Source organism: Hymenobacter wooponensis, from assembly GCF_004745865.1.
GTDB lineage: Bacteria > Bacteroidota > Bacteroidia > Cytophagales > Hymenobacteraceae > Hymenobacter > Hymenobacter wooponensis.
In genome coordinates this window covers 458,263-475,010 of sequence record NZ_SRKZ01000004.1, presented here as the reverse complement: position 1 = coordinate 475,010, position 16,748 = coordinate 458,263, and the positions used below count along the sequence as shown (strand labels likewise).

Annotated in this window: 17 protein-coding genes; 12 read left to right on the top strand and 5 right to left on the bottom strand. The window is 57.9% G+C overall.

Translation table 11 applies throughout. The features are described 5' to 3' along the window. Positions 1 to 170 precede the first annotated feature (170 nt). Positions 171 to 2,708: an excinuclease ABC subunit UvrA gene (gene uvrA, locus EU557_RS15650; protein WP_135531398.1), complete on the top strand. Its 2,538-nt coding sequence runs from the start codon at positions 171 to 173 to the stop codon at positions 2,706 to 2,708. A 120-nt stretch (positions 2,709 to 2,828) separates the two neighbouring features. Here the strand turns inward: uvrA and EU557_RS15645 are convergent, their stop codons facing one another. Next, positions 2,829 to 4,184, bottom strand: a complete 1,356-nt coding sequence (locus EU557_RS15645; RefSeq protein ID WP_135531397.1) for an amidohydrolase family protein — start codon at positions 4,182 to 4,184, stop codon at positions 2,829 to 2,831. Between the two features lie 289 nt (positions 4,185 to 4,473). Here EU557_RS15645 and EU557_RS15640 point away from each other — a divergent pair, with 289 nt between their 5' ends. Next, positions 4,474 to 4,989, top strand: a complete 516-nt coding sequence (locus EU557_RS15640) for a CDP-alcohol phosphatidyltransferase family protein (RefSeq protein WP_135531396.1) — start codon at positions 4,474 to 4,476, stop codon at positions 4,987 to 4,989. A 122-nt stretch (positions 4,990 to 5,111) separates the two neighbouring features. After that, the gene (locus tag EU557_RS15635; protein ID WP_135531395.1) at positions 5,112 to 5,687 is read left to right on the top strand and encodes a class I SAM-dependent methyltransferase; all 576 of its coding nucleotides are present in this window, start codon (positions 5,112 to 5,114) and stop codon (positions 5,685 to 5,687) included. An 88-nt stretch (positions 5,688 to 5,775) separates the two neighbouring features. Here EU557_RS15635 and EU557_RS15630 read toward each other — a convergent pair whose 3' ends face one another. Next, positions 5,776 to 7,320 carry a SulP family inorganic anion transporter gene (locus EU557_RS15630; protein ID WP_135531394.1) on the bottom strand — a complete coding sequence of 515 codons (1,545 nt, stop codon included), beginning with the start codon at positions 7,318 to 7,320 and terminating at the stop codon, positions 5,776 to 5,778. A gap of 405 nt (positions 7,321 to 7,725) precedes the next feature. Here EU557_RS15630 and EU557_RS15625 point away from each other — a divergent pair, with 405 nt between their 5' ends. From EU557_RS15625 to EU557_RS15610, 4 genes are all read left to right on the top strand, one after another. Then, positions 7,726 to 8,148: a nucleoside deaminase gene (locus EU557_RS15625; protein ID WP_135531393.1), complete on the top strand. Its 423-nt coding sequence runs from the start codon at positions 7,726 to 7,728 to the stop codon at positions 8,146 to 8,148. Positions 8,149 to 8,228: 80 nt separating this feature from the next. After that, positions 8,229 to 9,209, top strand: a complete 981-nt coding sequence (locus EU557_RS15620; protein WP_135531392.1) for an ABC transporter ATP-binding protein — start codon at positions 8,229 to 8,231, stop codon at positions 9,207 to 9,209. Between the two features lie 137 nt (positions 9,210 to 9,346). Next, positions 9,347 to 10,777 (top strand): PAS domain-containing protein, encoded by a 1,431-nt coding sequence (locus EU557_RS15615; protein WP_135531391.1) that lies wholly within the window; start codon positions 9,347 to 9,349, stop codon positions 10,775 to 10,777. A 10-nt stretch (positions 10,778 to 10,787) separates the two neighbouring features. Next, positions 10,788 to 11,174 (top strand): response regulator, encoded by a 387-nt coding sequence (locus EU557_RS15610; protein WP_135531390.1) that lies wholly within the window; start codon positions 10,788 to 10,790, stop codon positions 11,172 to 11,174. Between the two features lie 28 nt (positions 11,175 to 11,202). Here the strand turns inward: EU557_RS15610 and EU557_RS15605 are convergent, their stop codons facing one another. Together EU557_RS15605 and EU557_RS15600 are read right to left on the bottom strand one after the other, a co-directional pair. Beyond that, a complete protein-coding gene (locus EU557_RS15605; protein ID WP_135531389.1) occupies positions 11,203 to 11,730 on the bottom strand; it encodes a DUF421 domain-containing protein in 528 nt (175 codons plus the stop codon). Between the two features lie 216 nt (positions 11,731 to 11,946). Then, on the bottom strand, positions 11,947 to 12,270 hold the full coding sequence (locus EU557_RS15600) for an STAS domain-containing protein (protein ID WP_135531388.1): 324 nt from the start codon (positions 12,268 to 12,270) through the stop codon (positions 11,947 to 11,949). A gap of 555 nt (positions 12,271 to 12,825) precedes the next feature. On the opposite strand from EU557_RS15600, the gene EU557_RS15595 reads away from it, so the two are divergent. From EU557_RS15595 to EU557_RS15580, 4 genes are all read left to right on the top strand, one after another. Continuing rightward, a complete protein-coding gene (locus EU557_RS15595) occupies positions 12,826 to 13,095 on the top strand; it encodes a hypothetical protein (RefSeq protein WP_135531387.1) in 270 nt (89 codons plus the stop codon). A 275-nt stretch (positions 13,096 to 13,370) separates the two neighbouring features. Beyond that, positions 13,371 to 14,183: an alpha/beta fold hydrolase gene (locus tag EU557_RS15590; RefSeq protein ID WP_135531386.1), complete on the top strand. Its 813-nt coding sequence runs from the start codon at positions 13,371 to 13,373 to the stop codon at positions 14,181 to 14,183. Beyond that, on the top strand, positions 14,180 to 15,373 hold the full coding sequence (locus EU557_RS15585; protein WP_135531385.1) for a PAS domain-containing sensor histidine kinase: 1,194 nt from the start codon (positions 14,180 to 14,182) through the stop codon (positions 15,371 to 15,373). The genes EU557_RS15590 and EU557_RS15585 overlap by 4 nt, the downstream gene beginning before the upstream one ends. Positions 15,374 to 15,525: 152 nt before the next feature. Further along, positions 15,526 to 15,834 carry a hypothetical protein gene (locus tag EU557_RS15580; RefSeq protein ID WP_135531384.1) on the top strand — a complete coding sequence of 103 codons (309 nt, stop codon included), beginning with the start codon at positions 15,526 to 15,528 and terminating at the stop codon, positions 15,832 to 15,834. Here EU557_RS15580 and EU557_RS15575 read toward each other — a convergent pair. Next, the gene (locus EU557_RS15575; RefSeq protein WP_135531383.1) at positions 15,831 to 16,031 is read right to left on the bottom strand and encodes a hypothetical protein; all 201 of its coding nucleotides are present in this window, start codon (positions 16,029 to 16,031) and stop codon (positions 15,831 to 15,833) included. The two genes, EU557_RS15580 and EU557_RS15575, sit on opposite strands and share 4 nt — an antisense overlap. Before the next feature lie 29 nt (positions 16,032 to 16,060). Between EU557_RS15575 and EU557_RS15570 the strand changes: the two genes are divergently transcribed. Next, positions 16,061 to 16,597, top strand: coding sequence for a YfiT family bacillithiol transferase (locus tag EU557_RS15570; protein WP_135531382.1), 537 nt, complete (start codon positions 16,061 to 16,063; stop codon positions 16,595 to 16,597). The last annotated feature ends 151 nt before the right edge of the window (positions 16,598 to 16,748 follow it).

The following is a 16,748-nucleotide window of genomic DNA, read 5'->3' as shown; positions in this document are numbered from 1 at the left end:
TTAAAACCACGTATTTGACCCAACTAAGCGTCGGCTCGAAGCAGGCATGTAATAAGCGTAGAGCACGGAGTTATGGCTGGTTTTCTGCGTGAGTTTTGGATGGGGCCGCGCCAGATACGTATGGGAGCTATACCTGCTCTGTTTACTGCTTTCTGGCCTAAACTTCCTACATGGCGAAATCATCCGTCCCCTCCTTTACCACTGATTTTACTGGCTTCGTACACGTGCGCGGAGCCCGCGAGCACAACCTCAAAAACGTGGAGGTAGACATTCCGCGTGACGCGCTGGTGGTATTTACCGGCGTATCTGGCTCGGGCAAATCCAGCTTAGCCTTTGGCACGCTCTACGCCGAGGCCCAGCGCCGCTACCTGGAGTCGGTGTCGCCATACGCGCGCCGGCTGTTTCACCAGATGGCGGTGCCCGAGGTAGATTCCATTGAGGGGCTGCCGCCCGCCGTGGCCCTGCAGCAACAGCGCGGTACGCCCACCACGCGCTCCTCGGTGGGCAGCGTCACCACGCTTTCTAACTTGGTGCGCATGCTCTACTCCCGGGCCGGTGACTACCCCGTAGGCCAGTCGATTGTGTATGCTGAAGGCTTCTCGCCCAACACGCCCGAAGGCGCCTGCCCCACCTGCCACGGCCTAGGGCGCATTTATGAAGTAACGGAGCAGAGCATGGTGCCCGACCCGTCCCTAACGATACGGGAGCGGGCCATTGCCGCCTGGCCCCAAGCCTGGGGTGGCCAAAACCAGCGAGACATCCTCGTGACCATGGGCTTCGATGTGGACCGGCCCTGGCGCGACCTGCCCCAGAAGGACCGCGACTGGATCCTCTTCACCGAGGAGCAGCCCGTGGTGCCCGTATACCCAGGCTACTCACCCGAGGAGACCCAGCGGGCCCTCAAGCGTAAGGAGCCGCCGAACTACATGGGCACCTTCACGAGCGCCAAGCGCCACGTGCTGCACACCTTTGCCAATACCCAGAGCCCTCTTATGAAAAAGCGGGCCCTGCAGTACATGCTCAGCACTGAGTGCCGCGCCTGCCACGGCAAGCGCCTCCGGCCCGAGTCGCTGGCTGTGAAGTTTGCCGGCCTCGACATTGCCGACCTATCCGGCCTGCCCCTAAAACGGGTGGCCGCCCTGCTGAAACCTTACGCCGACAGCACCACCACCGGCCGCAAAAAGCACGATGCCGAGCACCCCGAACAGGCCATTGTAGCCCAACGCATCGCCGCGGATCTGTGCGCCCGCCTGTCGGTGCTGTTGGATTTGGGACTGGGCTACTTGTCGCTGGAGCGCAGCACTCCCACCTTGTCGCCGGGGGAGCTGCAGCGGCTGCGGTTAGCTACCCAGTTGTACTCCAACCTGTTTGGGGTGGTGTATGTGCTGGATGAGCCCTCCGCCGGCCTACACCCTTCCGATACGGAGGCCCTGCTGGCGGCCTTAGCCAGCCTGAAGCAGGCCGGTAATTCTTTGTTTGTGGTGGAGCATAACCTCGACGTGATTCGGCAGGCCGACTGGCTTGTGGACGTGGGGCCAGCGGCCGGAGAGCAAGGCGGGAAAATACTGTACAGCGGACCGCCGAGTGGCCTAGCCGACGTGCCGGCCTCTCAAACGCGCCGCTTCTTGTATGGGGAAGAGGAGCAAGAAACCCGCACCCCGCGCAAACCCAGCGGTTGGCTGCGCCTGCAGGGCGTCACGCGCAACAATCTGCAGCAGCTAGACGTGGACTTTCCGCTGGGCGTGTTCACCACCGTAACGGGCGTGTCGGGCTCCGGCAAATCAAGCCTCGTGAGTCAGGTACTGGTGGAACTGGTAGCTGAGCACCTGGGCCAGGAAGTAGCCCCTGAGCAGGAGGAAGGCGACCCGCTGGAACAATCGGCGCCGCTAGAGTTGGGCGGGCAAATTGTGAGTGGCCTAGAGCACATCAAGCGCCTGGTGCGCGTGGATCAAAAGCCGATTGGCCGCACGCCGCGCTCCAACATGGCTACGTACACTGGCCTCTTCGACCACGTGCGCAAGCTGTTCGCGGCCACGCCCGCCGCCCGCAAGCGCCGCTACGATGCTGGCCGGTTCTCCTTCAACGTGGCCAAAGGCCGCTGCGAAAACTGCCAGGGCGAGGGTTTCGTGATGGTGGAGCTGTTGTTTCTGCCCAGCGTGTACGCGCCTTGCCCCGTGTGCCACGGTGCCCGCTACAACGCCAAAACCCTGGATATAACCTACCGCGACAAGAACATTGCGGAGGTGCTGGGCCTGACCGTAGACGCTGCCTGGGAGTTCTTCGACGAAGAGCCCACCGTGCAGCGCGCCCTCACCGTGCTGCGCGAAGTAGGCCTAGGCTACCTTCGCCTGGGCCAGCCCGCCACCGAGCTTTCCGGCGGCGAAGCCCAGCGCATAAAGCTAGCCACCGAGCTGCAACGAGCCCAGCGCGGCAACTCCCTTTACGTGCTCGATGAGCCCACCACTGGCCTACACCCCTCCGACGTAGAAAAGTTGCTGGTTCAGCTCGATGGCTTGGTCGAAGCCGGCAACACCGTCATCGTAGTAGAGCACGACATGCGCGTGGTAGCCAACAGCGACTGGGTGATGGACATTGGCCCCGGGGCTGGCGACGAGGGCGGCCGCGTAGTAGCCGCCGGCACGCCCGCGCAAATCATCAAGTCTAAGGAAAGCCGCACCGCGCCCTACCTGGCCCGCTTCATGCAGTAAGGCGAGGACTGTGGTCAAATGAACAGTGCCCATCTAGGTACTCCCTACTTTAGACTGAGGAGAGCTAGGTGGGCACTGTCAGATCAAAGGTCTGTTACCTGCTAAAGGGTATCGTGGGGGTTACTTCGCGGCGGGTTCTTGTTTGATGACTTGCCCGCCTTTCATCACGAAGCGCACTATTTCCAAGGCGGTAATGTCGGCCAGTGGGTCGCCGTCTACGGCGATGAGGTCGGCGGCTAGGCCAGGTTCAAGGGCACCAATCTTGTCCTTTAGGCCTAGCAGCTCGGCCCCATTGAGGGTAGCCGCCCGAATGATATCCAGTGGCTTCATTCCCGCTGCTGCATACGCGCGAAACATCATCAAGCTGGCTTGGCCGCGCGTTTTGCCGGGCAGTTGGTAGTACTCGTCGGAGCCGGCCGCGATGCGCACGCCCGCTTTCACGGCCCGAGCCAAGCGCTGGTTGTTGCTGGCGGCAAACGCCCGCGCGCCTCTTTCATAGCCTTGGCGCTGCTCGGGCGTAGCGCTGGCTGGGGCCTGAAACGCAGCGAGGTAGAATTCAGCCGGATAGTCGGTAGGGACTAGGAAAATATTCCTAGCCTTCATCATCTTTAGCACATCGTCGGGGATGGTATAGGCATGCTCAATGGAATTAACCCCAGCTTGGGCGGCCATGCGGGTAGCTTCGTCGCCGATGGCGTGGGCCGCTACCGTTTTGCCCACACGGTGAGCTTCCTCCACAATAACCTGGAGCTCGGCCAGGGATACTACCCGTGGGTCGGTATTCACAATGACCTTGATGCAGTCGGCCCCATCGTAGAGGGCTTGGCGCACGGCCCGGCGGGCTTCCTCCACGCCACTGATGGCCACATACTCTTGCGCCACCAGGGCTTGCGCTTCGGGCGTTAATTCCCCAAACTGCCCGCCTGCCGCCGATAGGGCACGGGTGGAGGCCACAATGCGTGGCCCTACTACTTGTCCCTTGTTGATGGCGTCGCGCAGGGCCACGTCGCCGTTCTGGCCGCTGTTACCTAGGTCGCGCACGGTAGTAATGCCCGCTTCCAGATCCTCGCGTCCCATTGCCGCGCCCAGTAGGGCCCGGCGTGCGGTGCTCATGGTGGTCACTGTCACGAGCATGTTGTTGTCGTCGCCACCGAGCTCGGGTTGGTAGTTTTGGAGTAAGTGGGTGTGGGCGTCAATCAGCCCCGGCAATACCAGCGCATTCCCCAAGTCAATGACTTCAGCTCCAGCCGGAATCGTCACATTAGCGCCGGCCTGCAGAATCTTGGTGCCCTGCACCAGTACCACGCCGTTGGCTGATACGCGGCCAGTACGCACGTCGAGTAGGCGCCCGCACTTCACCGCCCGAATTGGAGCGCTTGGTGTTGGTTGGGCGTGCACATTAAGGACACTGCTCAGCAGAAGCAGGGTTGCGCAAGATTTTAGGATGTATTTTATAGTGAGTAGGGTTTTTTGCATGCCTGAATGTAGCACAACAATTACTGTATTTTAGGAGTAGCTATTTTGAAGTCTAAGAATATACTATGTAAGTATCAGATAAGGAGTTGTATTGTGTTTCGAGGAAAGGCAGTGTAAACACAGTTCCTGCTAAAAGCTGGCTGATACACTACCAGACCTAGCGCCAACTTGGGGCACCAGTATTCCTACTAGAATCATGCTGCTCCATCTGCCGCTTATACTCATGTATAGCCACCTGTCTCTAGGCCTGGTTGTGTTAGGTTTTTGCTAACTGCCGCCTACTCCGGCAGTGCGTGGGCTAATAGCAGCGCTGGTAGGGACCAGGCTGCTGACGGAAATAGTCGATGGCTTTGTTGCGCGCCGGCTGGGCGTAGCCGCGCATAAGCTGCGCCAGCTCAATGCTGGGGTGGATACCGTTTTTATGCTTTGCGGGGCAGGCAGAGCGGTTTGCCTGTGGCCTAGGTTTCTGCCGGATAATGCCCTAGCACTTGGCGTGGTGCTGTGGTTCGAGGCACTGGCCTACGTGGTCAGCTATGTGAAATTTCGGAAGGAGGAAGCGCTCCAGACCGTGGGGGCCAAACTGTGGGCGCTGCTACTGCGGGCCTTTCTTGTTCAGCTGCTACTCACGGGGCAAGCGGGCGGGTTGTTTGCAGCGTGTGTAGCGGTAGGCGTGCTCAGTCGCCTGGAGATGGTGGTCATCCTGTGCGTGCTACGAACCTGGACCGCCGAGGTGCCTTCGCTGTATCAAGTCCTCCAACTTCGGCGTGGCAAAGCTATCCGGCGCTATCGGTACCTCAATGGCTAGGCCTGTTGAGCTTGACTCAAGGGTAGGAGGGTCGGGTGAATCCGAAGGATAAATCAGCCGTACAAGCGCAAATAGCCTGTTTTCTGGCGGGCGCACTTACTCCACCAAGCCGCTTCTCCATCATGCCTTCCTTCGTCGAAGAGTTCTTCCGTAATCCCGCCATGGTTGGCTCTCTCGTGCCAAGCTCACCCGAGCTAACTGAGAAAGTCATGGAGGCTATTGACTTCACGCAGGCCCGGTGCATTGTAGAGTACGGGCCCGGTACGGGGGTATTCACTGATGCCCTAATGAAGCGACGGCGCGCTGAAACGGTGCTGGTATTAGTTGAAACCAATGAAAGCTTCAGCCAGCTGCTGCAAGAGCGCTACCAGGGACAGCCAAACGTGCACATTATCCAGGGGTCGGCTGAGAATACCCCAGACTATTTGCAGCGCCTAGACCTGCCTCAGCCCGACTATGTGGTGTGCGGCTTGCCGTTTTCCTCGTTGCCGCTACGTTTGGGGTGGCGTATTCTTGAGCACACGCAGCACGTGCTTGAACCAACGGGAAAGCTCATCCTATTTCAGTACACTCTGCTAAATACCAGGCTCTTTGAGCGGTTTTTTCAGCCGGTACACCAAGAGCATGTGCTCCTGAACCTCCCGCCAGCCTACGTGCTAGTGTACACCCCGCGGCCAATCGAAAACCAGCCGGCTTGAGGGCGAGAAGTTATTCTGCTCCCATAAAAAGCAACATCCCGACTATTGGAGCCGGGATGTTGAGGAGGATAAATCTACTGGCCTTGGCTTAGTAATAAGTATTGGCGCCGGCCACGGTGTAGAGCGGGTCTTCCTGAATGTTCACATCAATGATGGGGCCGGCGTTGCGCAACAGCTGGCGGCAGTCGGGGCTGAGGTGGCGCAGGTGCAGGGTTTTGCCGGCGCGGTGGTAGCGCTCCGTGAGTTTGCTGAGGGCTTCAATCGCAGACATATCGGCCACGCGGCTTTCCTTGAAATCAATGATGATCTCCTGAGGGTCGTTTTGCACATCGAACTTCTCCCCGAAAGCCTGCACCGAGCCAAAGAACAGTGGCCCGTAAATTTCATAGTGCTTCACGCCAGCATCGTCAACATACTTGCGGGCCCGGATGCGCTTGGCATTCTCCCAGGCAAAGGCCAGCGCCGACACCACCACGCCCAGCAGCACAGCCAAGGCCAGATTTTGCGAAATGGCGGTTACGGCCGTTACCAGCACCATCACCAGCACATCGGTGAGGGGCATGCGGCGCAGAATGCGCAGGCTGGCCCACTCAAACGTGCCAATCACCACCATAAACATCACGCCCACCAGCGCGGCCAGCGGCAGCCGCTCAATGAGGGAGGAGCCCGCCACCACAAATAGCGCCAGGGCCAATGCCGCCACTACACCCGATAAGCGCCCGCGCCCCCGGGACTCCAGGTTTACCATAGTTTGTCCGATCATGGCGCAGCCGCCCATGCCCCCGAAGAAGCCCGAGGTAATGTTGGCCAGCCCCTGGGCCACGCAGTCCTGGTTGCCTCGGCCGCGGGTGTCGGTCATTTCATCCACTACGGTCAGGGTCAGCAGGCTTTCTGTGAGGCCCACCAGCGCCATAATAACGGCGTAAGGAAACACGATAGTCAGCGTGTGCCACTCTAACGGCACCTGCGGCAGGTGAAACGTGGGCAGCCCGCCCGCAATAGAAGCAATATCACCTACCGATTTCGTTTCTAGGCCACCCAGTATCACCAGCGCCGACACCACGATAATAGCGGTAAGGGAAGCTGGTACGGCCTTCGTAAGCTTGGGCAGGAAGTACACAATGGCCATGGTAAGGGCCACCAACCCCAGCATGAGCAGGAGAGGAGCCCCCGTTAGCCAGTGCTCAGCGCCCGCCGCATCGCGCACCTTAAACTGCTCTAGCTGTGCCATGAAGATGATGAGGGCCAGCCCATTCACGAAGCCGTACACCACCGGCTGCGGCACCAGCCGAATAAATTTACCAAACCGCAGCAAGCCAATGGCTACCTGAATTAGGCCCATCAGGGCCACGGCTGCGAAGAGGTATTCCACGCCGTGTTGCACCACCAGACTCACAATTACCACGGCCACCGAGCCAGCCGCGCCGGAAATCATGCCCGGTCGCCCGCCGAATAGGCTGGTAACAAGGCAAATAATAAAGGCCGACCCAATACCCACCAGCGGACTGATGTGTGCTAGCAGCGCGAAGGCAACTACCTCCGGCACCAACGCCAGCGCTGTGGTAAGCCCGGCTAAAATTTCGTTTTTAACGTTGTGTTTATACTGCGCGAAGTAGGGCAGAAGCTGTGACATACTGAGCTAAGAAAAGGCAAAAGAAAAGCCGCACGCTTCAGGCAGGAAGCGGCGGCGCGGGGTACTCTAGGCCAGTTCTCAGGGTGGGGTGAGCGTGAAAATAGAAGAAGCGGAATGTTGCATAAGCGGCAGCAAAGGTACGCAACACCACCGCCCGGACCGTACGCAACTCAAATTGAGGCAGAAGTTATGGGAATGGAAGTGGCCTAGAACGCCCACGCCCCGAACGTCCTGCCGAGCTGATTGAGAGACATCTGGCTTGAGTGGATGCGCCGAGGCAGGACACGAGGAGAATAAGCCCCAAGCTCTGGCTAGAAACTACTTCGCGGCTTTGGTTGCTGCAGTGGCCTAGCGTGCCGCCGCTCGTAAAGTCTCTAGCTTTACGGCCGACGTACTTGCCCGCTCATGCCAGAAAACCCCGATGCCTTGTTTCTTGCCCGCTGCCAGCAGCTTGGGGCACAAGCTGCCGCTAATGGCGAGAGCCCAGTGGGGGCGGTAGTAGTGCGGGCGGGGATAGAGGTAGCCGCCGCTGCAGAAGCCACCCGCAGCCAGCGCGCCATTACAGCCCACGCGGAGCTGCTGGCCCTGCAGGCGGCACGGGAGGCCCTAGGCCACCCCGACCTTTCCGATTGCACGCTTTACTCCACCCACGAGCCCTGTGTAATGTGCTCTTATGCCATTCGCTACCACGGCATCCGGCGGGTGGTGTATGGGCGGGGCAGCGCATATTTGGGCGGCACCGGTGCCAGCGGGGCGGTGCTAACTACCACACAAGTGCCACCGCATTGGGCGCCACCACCAGAAGTGGTAGAGTGGCCTAGCGCCTAGTTGCCACATCTATCGCCAACCGACAGGCCTAGAGCTTAATCGGCTTGATTAACAACAGCAGTAACACGTTTTCGATGAGTATGAGTTTTTTAGAGGTTTCGGGTGTCAGTCTGCAGGAAAGAGGGAATTTTGCACTGCAAAACGTGGGCTTTGCCCAGCAGCAATTCCAGAAGCTGGCTATTGCCGGCGAAACGGGCGCCGGTAAAAGCACCTTGCTGCAGGTAATAGCCGGTTTGGTGCGGCCCGATGCTGGCCAGGTATTCTTTGAAGGGGAGCTGATGAAAGACCCCGCCGAAAAGCTGATTCCCGGCAACCCCGGCATTTCTTACCTCTCGCAACAGTACGAGCTGCCCAAATTTTTGCGGGTAGAGCAGGTGCTGCGCTACGCCAACAAGCAAAGTCAGCAGGAGGCCGACACGCTCTACGACGTCTGCCGCATTAGTCACCTAGCTGGCCGCCAAACCAACCAGCTCTCGGGTGGGGAGCGGCAGCGCATTGCCTTGGCTAGGCTGCTGCTGTCGTCGCCGAAACTGCTGCTGCTCGATGAGCCCTTTTCTAACCTGGATATTGCCCACAAGAACATCCTCAAGACCATCATTCAGGAGGTGGGGGAGCGGCTGGGCATTACGTGCATTCTTATCTCCCACGACCCCCACGACACGCTTTCCTGGGCCGATGAAATCCTGGTAATGCAGCGCGGGCACATCATTCAGCGCGGCACCCCGGCCCAGATTTACCGCCAGCCCGTGAGCGAGTACGCCGCCGCGCTGTTTGGCGACTACAACTTGCTGGAAGGGCCGTTGGTTGGGGCCTTCGCCAAGCAAGCGGGCGTACGGAAGCAGAACAAGAAAATGCTTGTGCGCCCCGAGAGTTTTCTCCTGGCCCCTGCGGGTGGCACTGGCCTAGCGGGCACCGTAAGCATCGTACGGTTTTTTGGGAGCTACTCAGAGGTGGAAGTACGCCTGCGGGGTGGCAGCATCCGCCTGAAAACAGCCGCCACAGTACAGCCGCAGACTCAGGTGGCAGTAGCGCTAGCCCCCGAAAACATCTGGTATGTGTAGCTTATTACCTAGGCCACTTAAGCTAAGCAACAGGCCCGCTGCACCTCTGCCGTAAGCGCAGTAAAAAGTGCGCCTTTTGGTGTATCGGCAAAGTAGATCTTGGCGTATGAGGGAAAAATGCCAGGTGTTTTTTACGTATGCAAGACGGTAATCAACTTGTGGAAAGTGAACAGCGGTTTCGGTCTTTGTTCGACAACAACCCCGACTGCGTTATTTTCCAGAATAAAGCTAGTACTATCCTTGATGCAAATCCGGCTTCGCTGCGGTTGTTGAATCGGCGCAAGGAAGAACTGCTGGGGCGCCCACTGTCCGACTTTCTGCCGCCCGACAAAATTCTCCTGTTTCAGGAAAAGCTGGAGGAAGCCTTTACGGGCCGGAAAGTACAGTTTGAGGTGGAGGTGCAGTTCCTGGGTACTCCGCATCCCAGGGTGCTTGACATCGTGAAAGTGCCTTTGTGGGTGGATGGGCGCGTGGCGGGCGTGCACATGATGGGCCGCGATATCACTGATATGGCCATCTCGCAGGCCACGGTGCTCCAGCAGTCCAAGAAGCTCAACACCATTTTCGAGAGCATTACGGACGCATTTTTCCTGCTTGACAAGCAGTGGCGTTTCACCTCGGTTAACTCGGAAGTAGAGCGGCTGCTTGGCGTGAACCGGCATGATTTGCTGGGCCGTACCGTCTGGCAGGTGTTCAATAAGGAAGTAACACAACAATTTTACCAGCAGTACCAGCAGGCCATGATTACCGGCGAGGCCGTGCACTTCGAAACCTTTTTTGAACCGCGCCAGCTTTGGGTTGATGTAAAGGCCTTTCCCTCGGAAGAAGGGTTATCCGTATACTTCTCCGATGTGACCGACAAAGTGAAGGCACATCAAGAGCTCTACCACCAAAACAAAGACCTGCAGCAGTTTGCCTACATCGTGTCGCATAACTTTCGTGCGCCGCTTGCCAATATGCTTGGGCTGGTGGAACTGCTTACCTCCCTGGATAAGCACCAGCCTCAGTACGACGAACTTCTCTCGCACTTGCGCATAAGCACGGAGCAACTCGACTCCGTGATGCGTGACATGAACACCATCCTTACCATTCGGGATAAGCAGGAGGTGGCCATGCCGGAGCAGGTACCGCTGGCTGAAGTAATTGAGCAGGTATTGCAAAACCTGCAGGAAATGCTACAGCAGTGTGGCGCCGAGGTGCGGCTGGCAGTACCACCGGAGCTGCGGGTGCGCGGCAACCGCGCCTACCTCTACAGCATCTTCTTCAACCTGCTCTCAAACTCCATTAAATACCGTGCAGAGGATAGGCCGTTACTGGTTGAGCTCTCTGCCGAGAGCAGCAAAACGGAGCCAGGCATACGCATAGAAGTAGCCGATAACGGCTTAGGGTTCGACGTGGAACGTGCGGGAAGTGATGTGTTTAAGCTTTATAAGCGGTTTCATAGCCGGCCAGATGGACGAGGGCTAGGCCTCTATCTGGTAAAAAACCACGTAGAGGCTATGGGAGGCCGTATTGAGGTGAGCAGCGAAGTCAACATCGGGACCCGATTCATAGTATATTTAGTTTGAAGCCGCTTATATGCATATTGTTCTGATTGACGATGACTCAACCAGCATCTTCCTGATGCGCTTGCTGCTGCAACGCGAGAATTTTGCCGAGACCATTACGACGTTTCAATCGGCAACGGAAGCCCTGCGCTTTCTAGAGCACGCCGTGCCCGAACAGCGTCCCCAGGTAATCCTGTTGGATCTGAACATGCCCGTGATGAGTGGCTGGGATTTCCTCGATTCCATAAATGGCCAGGCCAGTGAGCTGCTCGAAAACTGCCGCGTGTACATCCTGACATCGTCTCTGGCCTACACGGATAAGCTGCGGGCTGAAGAGAACCCATTTGTCACCCGCCTGATTCATAAGCCCCTGGATAAGGCAGAGCTGGCTGCCATCAAAGCCGAAGCTGCCGGCTAGGCCACTCGCGTGAGGCAAAGCAGCTGGCCTACACTATCTGCTTATCCCGGCGCTTGCCAGTGCTCTGCTCGTAAGTGATAACGCTGATAGTGCCAGAGGGCTCCATGTACGCCTCTTTCACCTCCGCTAAATCCGTGATACCGCTCATGCGTACCTCGCTCATCAGCTCGCTGGTAGTAATGAGCTCCCGTTGCATGTTCTGCTTTATCATGCGGCCGTTTTTGACCAGCAACAGTTTTTTAGACTTGATGAGGTTGTGAAAAACCGGAAACCGGTACCCAAGCCAGTTGAGCAGCCAGCTCCAGAAAATGATGGTAGTTACCAGCAGCAGGCCTTCCGGCACCGAGCGGTATTCGTGAGCCATGCCGTTCTGTGCAGCATCGGCAATAAGCACTACCAGCAGCATATCGGTAATGCCCAGCGTACCTGACTCCCGCTTCAGCAGCACCCGCAGCAGCAGAAACAGGCCTAGGTACACCAAGGAACCCCGCACGAAAATCTCTAGCAAAGGCGTTTCGGGGACGAACACAGCATGCCAGTTTACCTTCTTGAACATAGCCAGAACCAATAGCGGTACAACGCAGATAATAGGCTATTGCCTGAAGTAGCCTGCCTGTGTCTACGTAAAAACCCCGCCCGGTTTCAAGAACTGGGCGGGGTTTTGTGGCAATCAAGGAGAGTAGCCTCAGTGGTTACGGCGGCAAGTGGCCTAGTGCCCGAGGGCAGGAGCTGCCGTTTGCCGGGTATGGCTAGTATGCTACGTTCAGCGTGCCTAGGCCAGTTTGGGGGTGGTCCGGAACACGCGCGTTAGCTTGAGCAGCGACAGGCAACGCTGCAAGGCAGGGTCTACGTTGCGAAGCAAGATATTAGCACCCGCTTTATGCAGTACCAGCAGTTCCGATATCACATGGCTAACGCCCAGGGTGCGCAAGCACTTCAGGTGGCCGCAATCCACAATCAGTTGGGGGCGCGGCCGCTGGGCGTCGCGGGCCAGAGCGCGGGCTATTTGCGTGGCTTCCACCACATCTAGATTAATAGCCATGAGTTCAGAGTCGGGATAGTGCTCTGATTGTAGATTGGGGTGCTGGAAAGACATAAGAGTAGGAGCAAGGAATTGTGAAAAAGGACAGGAGCGGGGGTAATAAAAGTCTACTTAAGCGTGCTACCCTGGGGAGGACATTTGCACAACATAAAGCTACTCACTACTATACCGCTGAGTTAGAGTCTTAATACTGATTTTTCATCTCCGTACTTGTCACACCCTGTAGTAACTGCTACGGGGCGGGGCCGCATTAACGTGGGCACCGCCGGCACCCCGCAGTTCTTATGCCCCATTACCGGGTGCGGGCCAAAACCCAGCTTAAGGCTCCGCTGACTTGTATTTCACGTCCCGGCCTGCTCACTAAGCTCGGCTTATCATATTAAAGCGCGTATCTTTAGCAAAAGCAGGGAGGTAGCCGTAGGGCTGTGCCGCAAACCGCATGCAGTTACAATGCCCTGCTGCGATACTATTTACCGCCGGTGGCGCAAGCCTCTCTAGGAACCTACCACCGCCCTAAAGGCAACACTGGTGACTGTTGCCGGAACCAAGGTTCCATGCGTACCACTTCCCGCACGGCGCCCCGGCTTTGCGCCTCACCCATCTCCTGTTATGCCATCCTACTTTCAGCCCTCCGCTGAGCTTCTGCAGGCGTGCGGCTTTGCTCGGTACAGTGCCCCGCCCGGCCAAGCTCGCTTTAGCCGCCCCTCCGACTGCGGCCAAGAAACCATTGTGCTCTATGACGACGCCGAAATGACGCTGCTGGAAGTGGTGAACGGGCAGATGCTGTATAGCTTTCAAGGCCGCGTGGCCTCAGAAGCCGAGTGGCGCGTGCTGCTACGGCAAGTAAACTGGGCCGCCGAAACGCCCCCGCTCCAGTAGGCCACCTCTACCAAACGGTGGTAGATCCCTCTGCTACCCGCAAAGCCTACTTGCCGGCCTTAATCAGCAAGTAGGCATCCTCATTACTATTGCCTGCGGAGCATTCTTATAGGGATATATCATGCCTCTGAAGCTAGTGCTAGGCCACTGATAAGCGCCACAATAGTCAACATAGCTCTACAGGCGCCGTACAGTGACCTGAGCAACGGTACAAAACAGCCGGCGCCTCTATTTGCAATGGCTCACGAAGTATTGGCTTTGTTGCCTGCACAAGCATGAATGTTCTGAAACGAAATAACGTCACCATCTCCGGGGCGGGGAAGCAAGCTATGGTCTTTGTCCATGGCTTTGGCTGCGACCAACGTATGTGGCGACTGGTGACCCCGGCGTTTCAGGAGAGCCACCAAGTGGTGCTGCTAGATCTGGTGGGAGCGGGCCAGTCAGACCTACAGGCCTACGACCCTGAGCGCTACAATTCCCTGGCCGCCCACGCCGATGATATACTGGCCGTACTGCGCGAGCTAGGCCTGTACGGCGCCATCTTCGTAGGCCACTCTGTGGGGTGCATAATTGGGGTGCTGGCCGCCATTAAGGAGCCTGCGCGCTTTGAGAAGCTGGTGCTGGTAGCGCCCTCTCCGCGCTACATCAACGACGATAAATACACCGGGGGCTTTGAGCCAGCTGACATTGAGGAGCTACTCGAGGCCATGGACAACAACTACTTGGGCTGGTCTGGGAGCATAACGCCGGTGATAATGGGCAACCCCGACCGCCCCGAGCTGACCGACGAACTCAACCAGAGCTTCTGCAGCTCTGACCCCACCATTGCCCGGCACTTTGCCCGCGTAACATTCCTGTCAGATAACCGGGCCGATTTGCCTCACTTGCACACGCCTACGCTTATTCTGCAGTGTGCTCAGGATATCATTGCGCCCCTCGCGGTGGGGTATTACATGCACCAGCAGATACCGAATAGTGAGCTGTTGGTGCTGGATGAGTCGGGCCACTGCCCCCACCTGAGTGCCCCACAGGCAACTATTGGGGCCATTTACCACTTTTTAGGGCTTGTGCCCACCCCGGCCGTATGAACCCCCAGGAGGATGAGCAACTGCCGGCTCTCGATTTGCGCCTGACCCAGGAAAACCTGGAAGACCTCTACGAGCACGCGCCCTGCGGCTACTGCTCCTGCCTGCCCGATGGTACCCTGGTAAAGCTCAACCAAACTCTTCTAGGTTGGCTAGGGTACACCCGCGAAGAGCTGGTGGCCAGCCAGTGCCTGCAGCAGCTCCTGACCGTGGGAGGGCGCCTGCACTACGAAACGCACTGCGCCCCACTCTTACTGTTGGTGAACCAGGTGCGCGAAATCAGCTACACTCTGCGCCGTAAAGACGGCTCCACGCTGCCCGTGCTTATGAACGCCGTGTTGCTGCGCGATTCTGATGGCCAGCCTTTGGTGGTGCGCGTAACGCTGTTTGATATTACGGAGCGCCGCAAATACGAGCAGGAGCTGATTAGGGCCAAAGGGCAGGCTGAGGAAAGGCGGGAGCAGCTTGCCCGGGCTAATGAGCAGCTGACGCTTCAGAACGGGCAGCTCACCCGCATCAATGCCGAGCTGGATAGCTTTGTGTACACCGCCTCCCACGACCTCCGCCAGCCGATTGATAATATGGTAGGCTTGTTTGCCGAGCTGCAGCACACTGCCACCTTCCACGACCCTGAGGCCAGCAGCATGATGAGCATGTTTGAGGGCGCCCTGCAGCAAATTCTCAGTACCATTGCTGGCCTTACGGAGGTGGTGCAGCAGCAGCGCCAGCTAGAGCAAGTGCCCCTGGAGGTGGTGGAACTGCAGTCCTTCGCCGAGGAAATTATTCGGAGCCTGCAACCGCAGGCTGCTGAATTGGAAGCCACCTTCTCCCTCGACTTCAGCACCGTGCCCAGCCTCCGGATGGCCCGCCCCAGCTTGCACAGCATGTTGTATAACCTGCTCTCGAATGCGCTGAAATATGCCCAGCCGGGGCGCAAGCCGCATATCAAGGTAAACACAGCCTTGCAGGAGGGTATGGCCCTGCTGCGTGTGCACGACAACGGCCGCGGTATTGATCTGGAACGCCACGGGCGGGAGCTATTCCAGCTGTTTCGCCGGTTCCACCCCGAGGTTGTAGGCCTAGGCATGGGCCTCTACCTGGTTAACCGCTTGGTGCACCAGGCCGGTGGGCGTATTGAGGTAGAAAGCATCGTGGGGCAGGGTACTACTTTCTGTATTTATCTGCCCGTGTAGGGGCCGAGCGAGACCAGCAAATCCAGTGTAGTCAGTGGCTAGGCCATGCTAAACGTCTTCACTTAGGTCGCGTACACTACGTATGGCTGAGTTATCGGCCTAACGGCACTCGTGCCTGTTTCTGTGCACACATCATATCCATTCCTGCTCTTATGAAAAAGCAAGCTACTGCCGCCTGGGTAGGCGGAATAGCCGCGGCGGCTACCGCGTTTTACTTCTGGAAACAGAAAAAAGACGGTTACACGGGCTTTGATGCCCTGGAAGCCCAATTACACGCTCCCAAGCCTCCGCGCTCTTCCACCGCTACCCGCTCGCCCAATGCTGAGTTCCGCGAGCCTACGCCCGAAAATGGCCATGTGCGCGACGTGTTAGCCACCGATTTGCCCCGCGATGATGCCGGCAGCAACTTCAGCGTACAAGGCGATGTGCACCAGCCCAGCGCCACCGAAAACCGGCCCTAGGCCAGTGTACCCCCAAATAACAAGCCCGCCGCTGCCTTGGCATTAATCAGAGCAGCGGCGGGCTTGTTATGTCTGAGCGTCTGCAGTTGTTTTACATAGTCGTCTGTAGGCCTGTCTTTGGTGAGCAAGTTGTTGGGGGTAGGCTCTAGGCCAGAGGGTTGGGGTACCTGGTCGAGAGGTGTACGTGAGGCTCCCAACTTCCCAGCGGGTCCTATGTTTGCTCTCCATGGAAAGCAACCTTCTTGATCTGCAGTACCCTATTGGTAGGGCCGTACTGCCTGAGCAGCCTCTCACTGCCGCTGAGCGCACCCTCTACATCAACCAGCTAGCGGCCTTACCGGCCCAGGTAACAGCCGCCGCTCGTAAGGCCGGGGGCGTGCGCCTGGAGCATGCGTACCGCCCCGGCGGCTGGACGGGCCGGCAGGTAATTCATCATCTCGCCGACGTACACCTGAATTTCTATTTGCGTTATCGTCTGGCTCTTACCGAGGATAACCCCACCATTCGGCCCTTCGATATGAATGCCTGGGCTGCCCTCCCCGACAACGATGCCACGCCAGTTACCGTATCACTGGCCTTATTAGAAGCGTTGCACTCGCGCTGGGTCACGCTGCTGTGGCATCTTACCGAGGAGCAGTGGCAGCGTACGTTCTTCCATCCGGCATACCAGCAGACCTATACGCTTGAACAGGCCCTGGTGCAGTATAGCTGGCACGGCCGGCATCACGTGGGCCATCTGGAGCTACTAAGCCGGGAGGTGTAGCTAGCAGTTCTGGTAGAAGGTACCGTGCCTAATTCCTGGAGAAATATAATCGGAAGAGGAATGCCGTTGCTCAACGGTACAAGAAATGATGAAAAAAATACAAAGGAGTAGTTGTGAGGTTAAAAGCCCTGGTAACGAGCTGTATATTGGG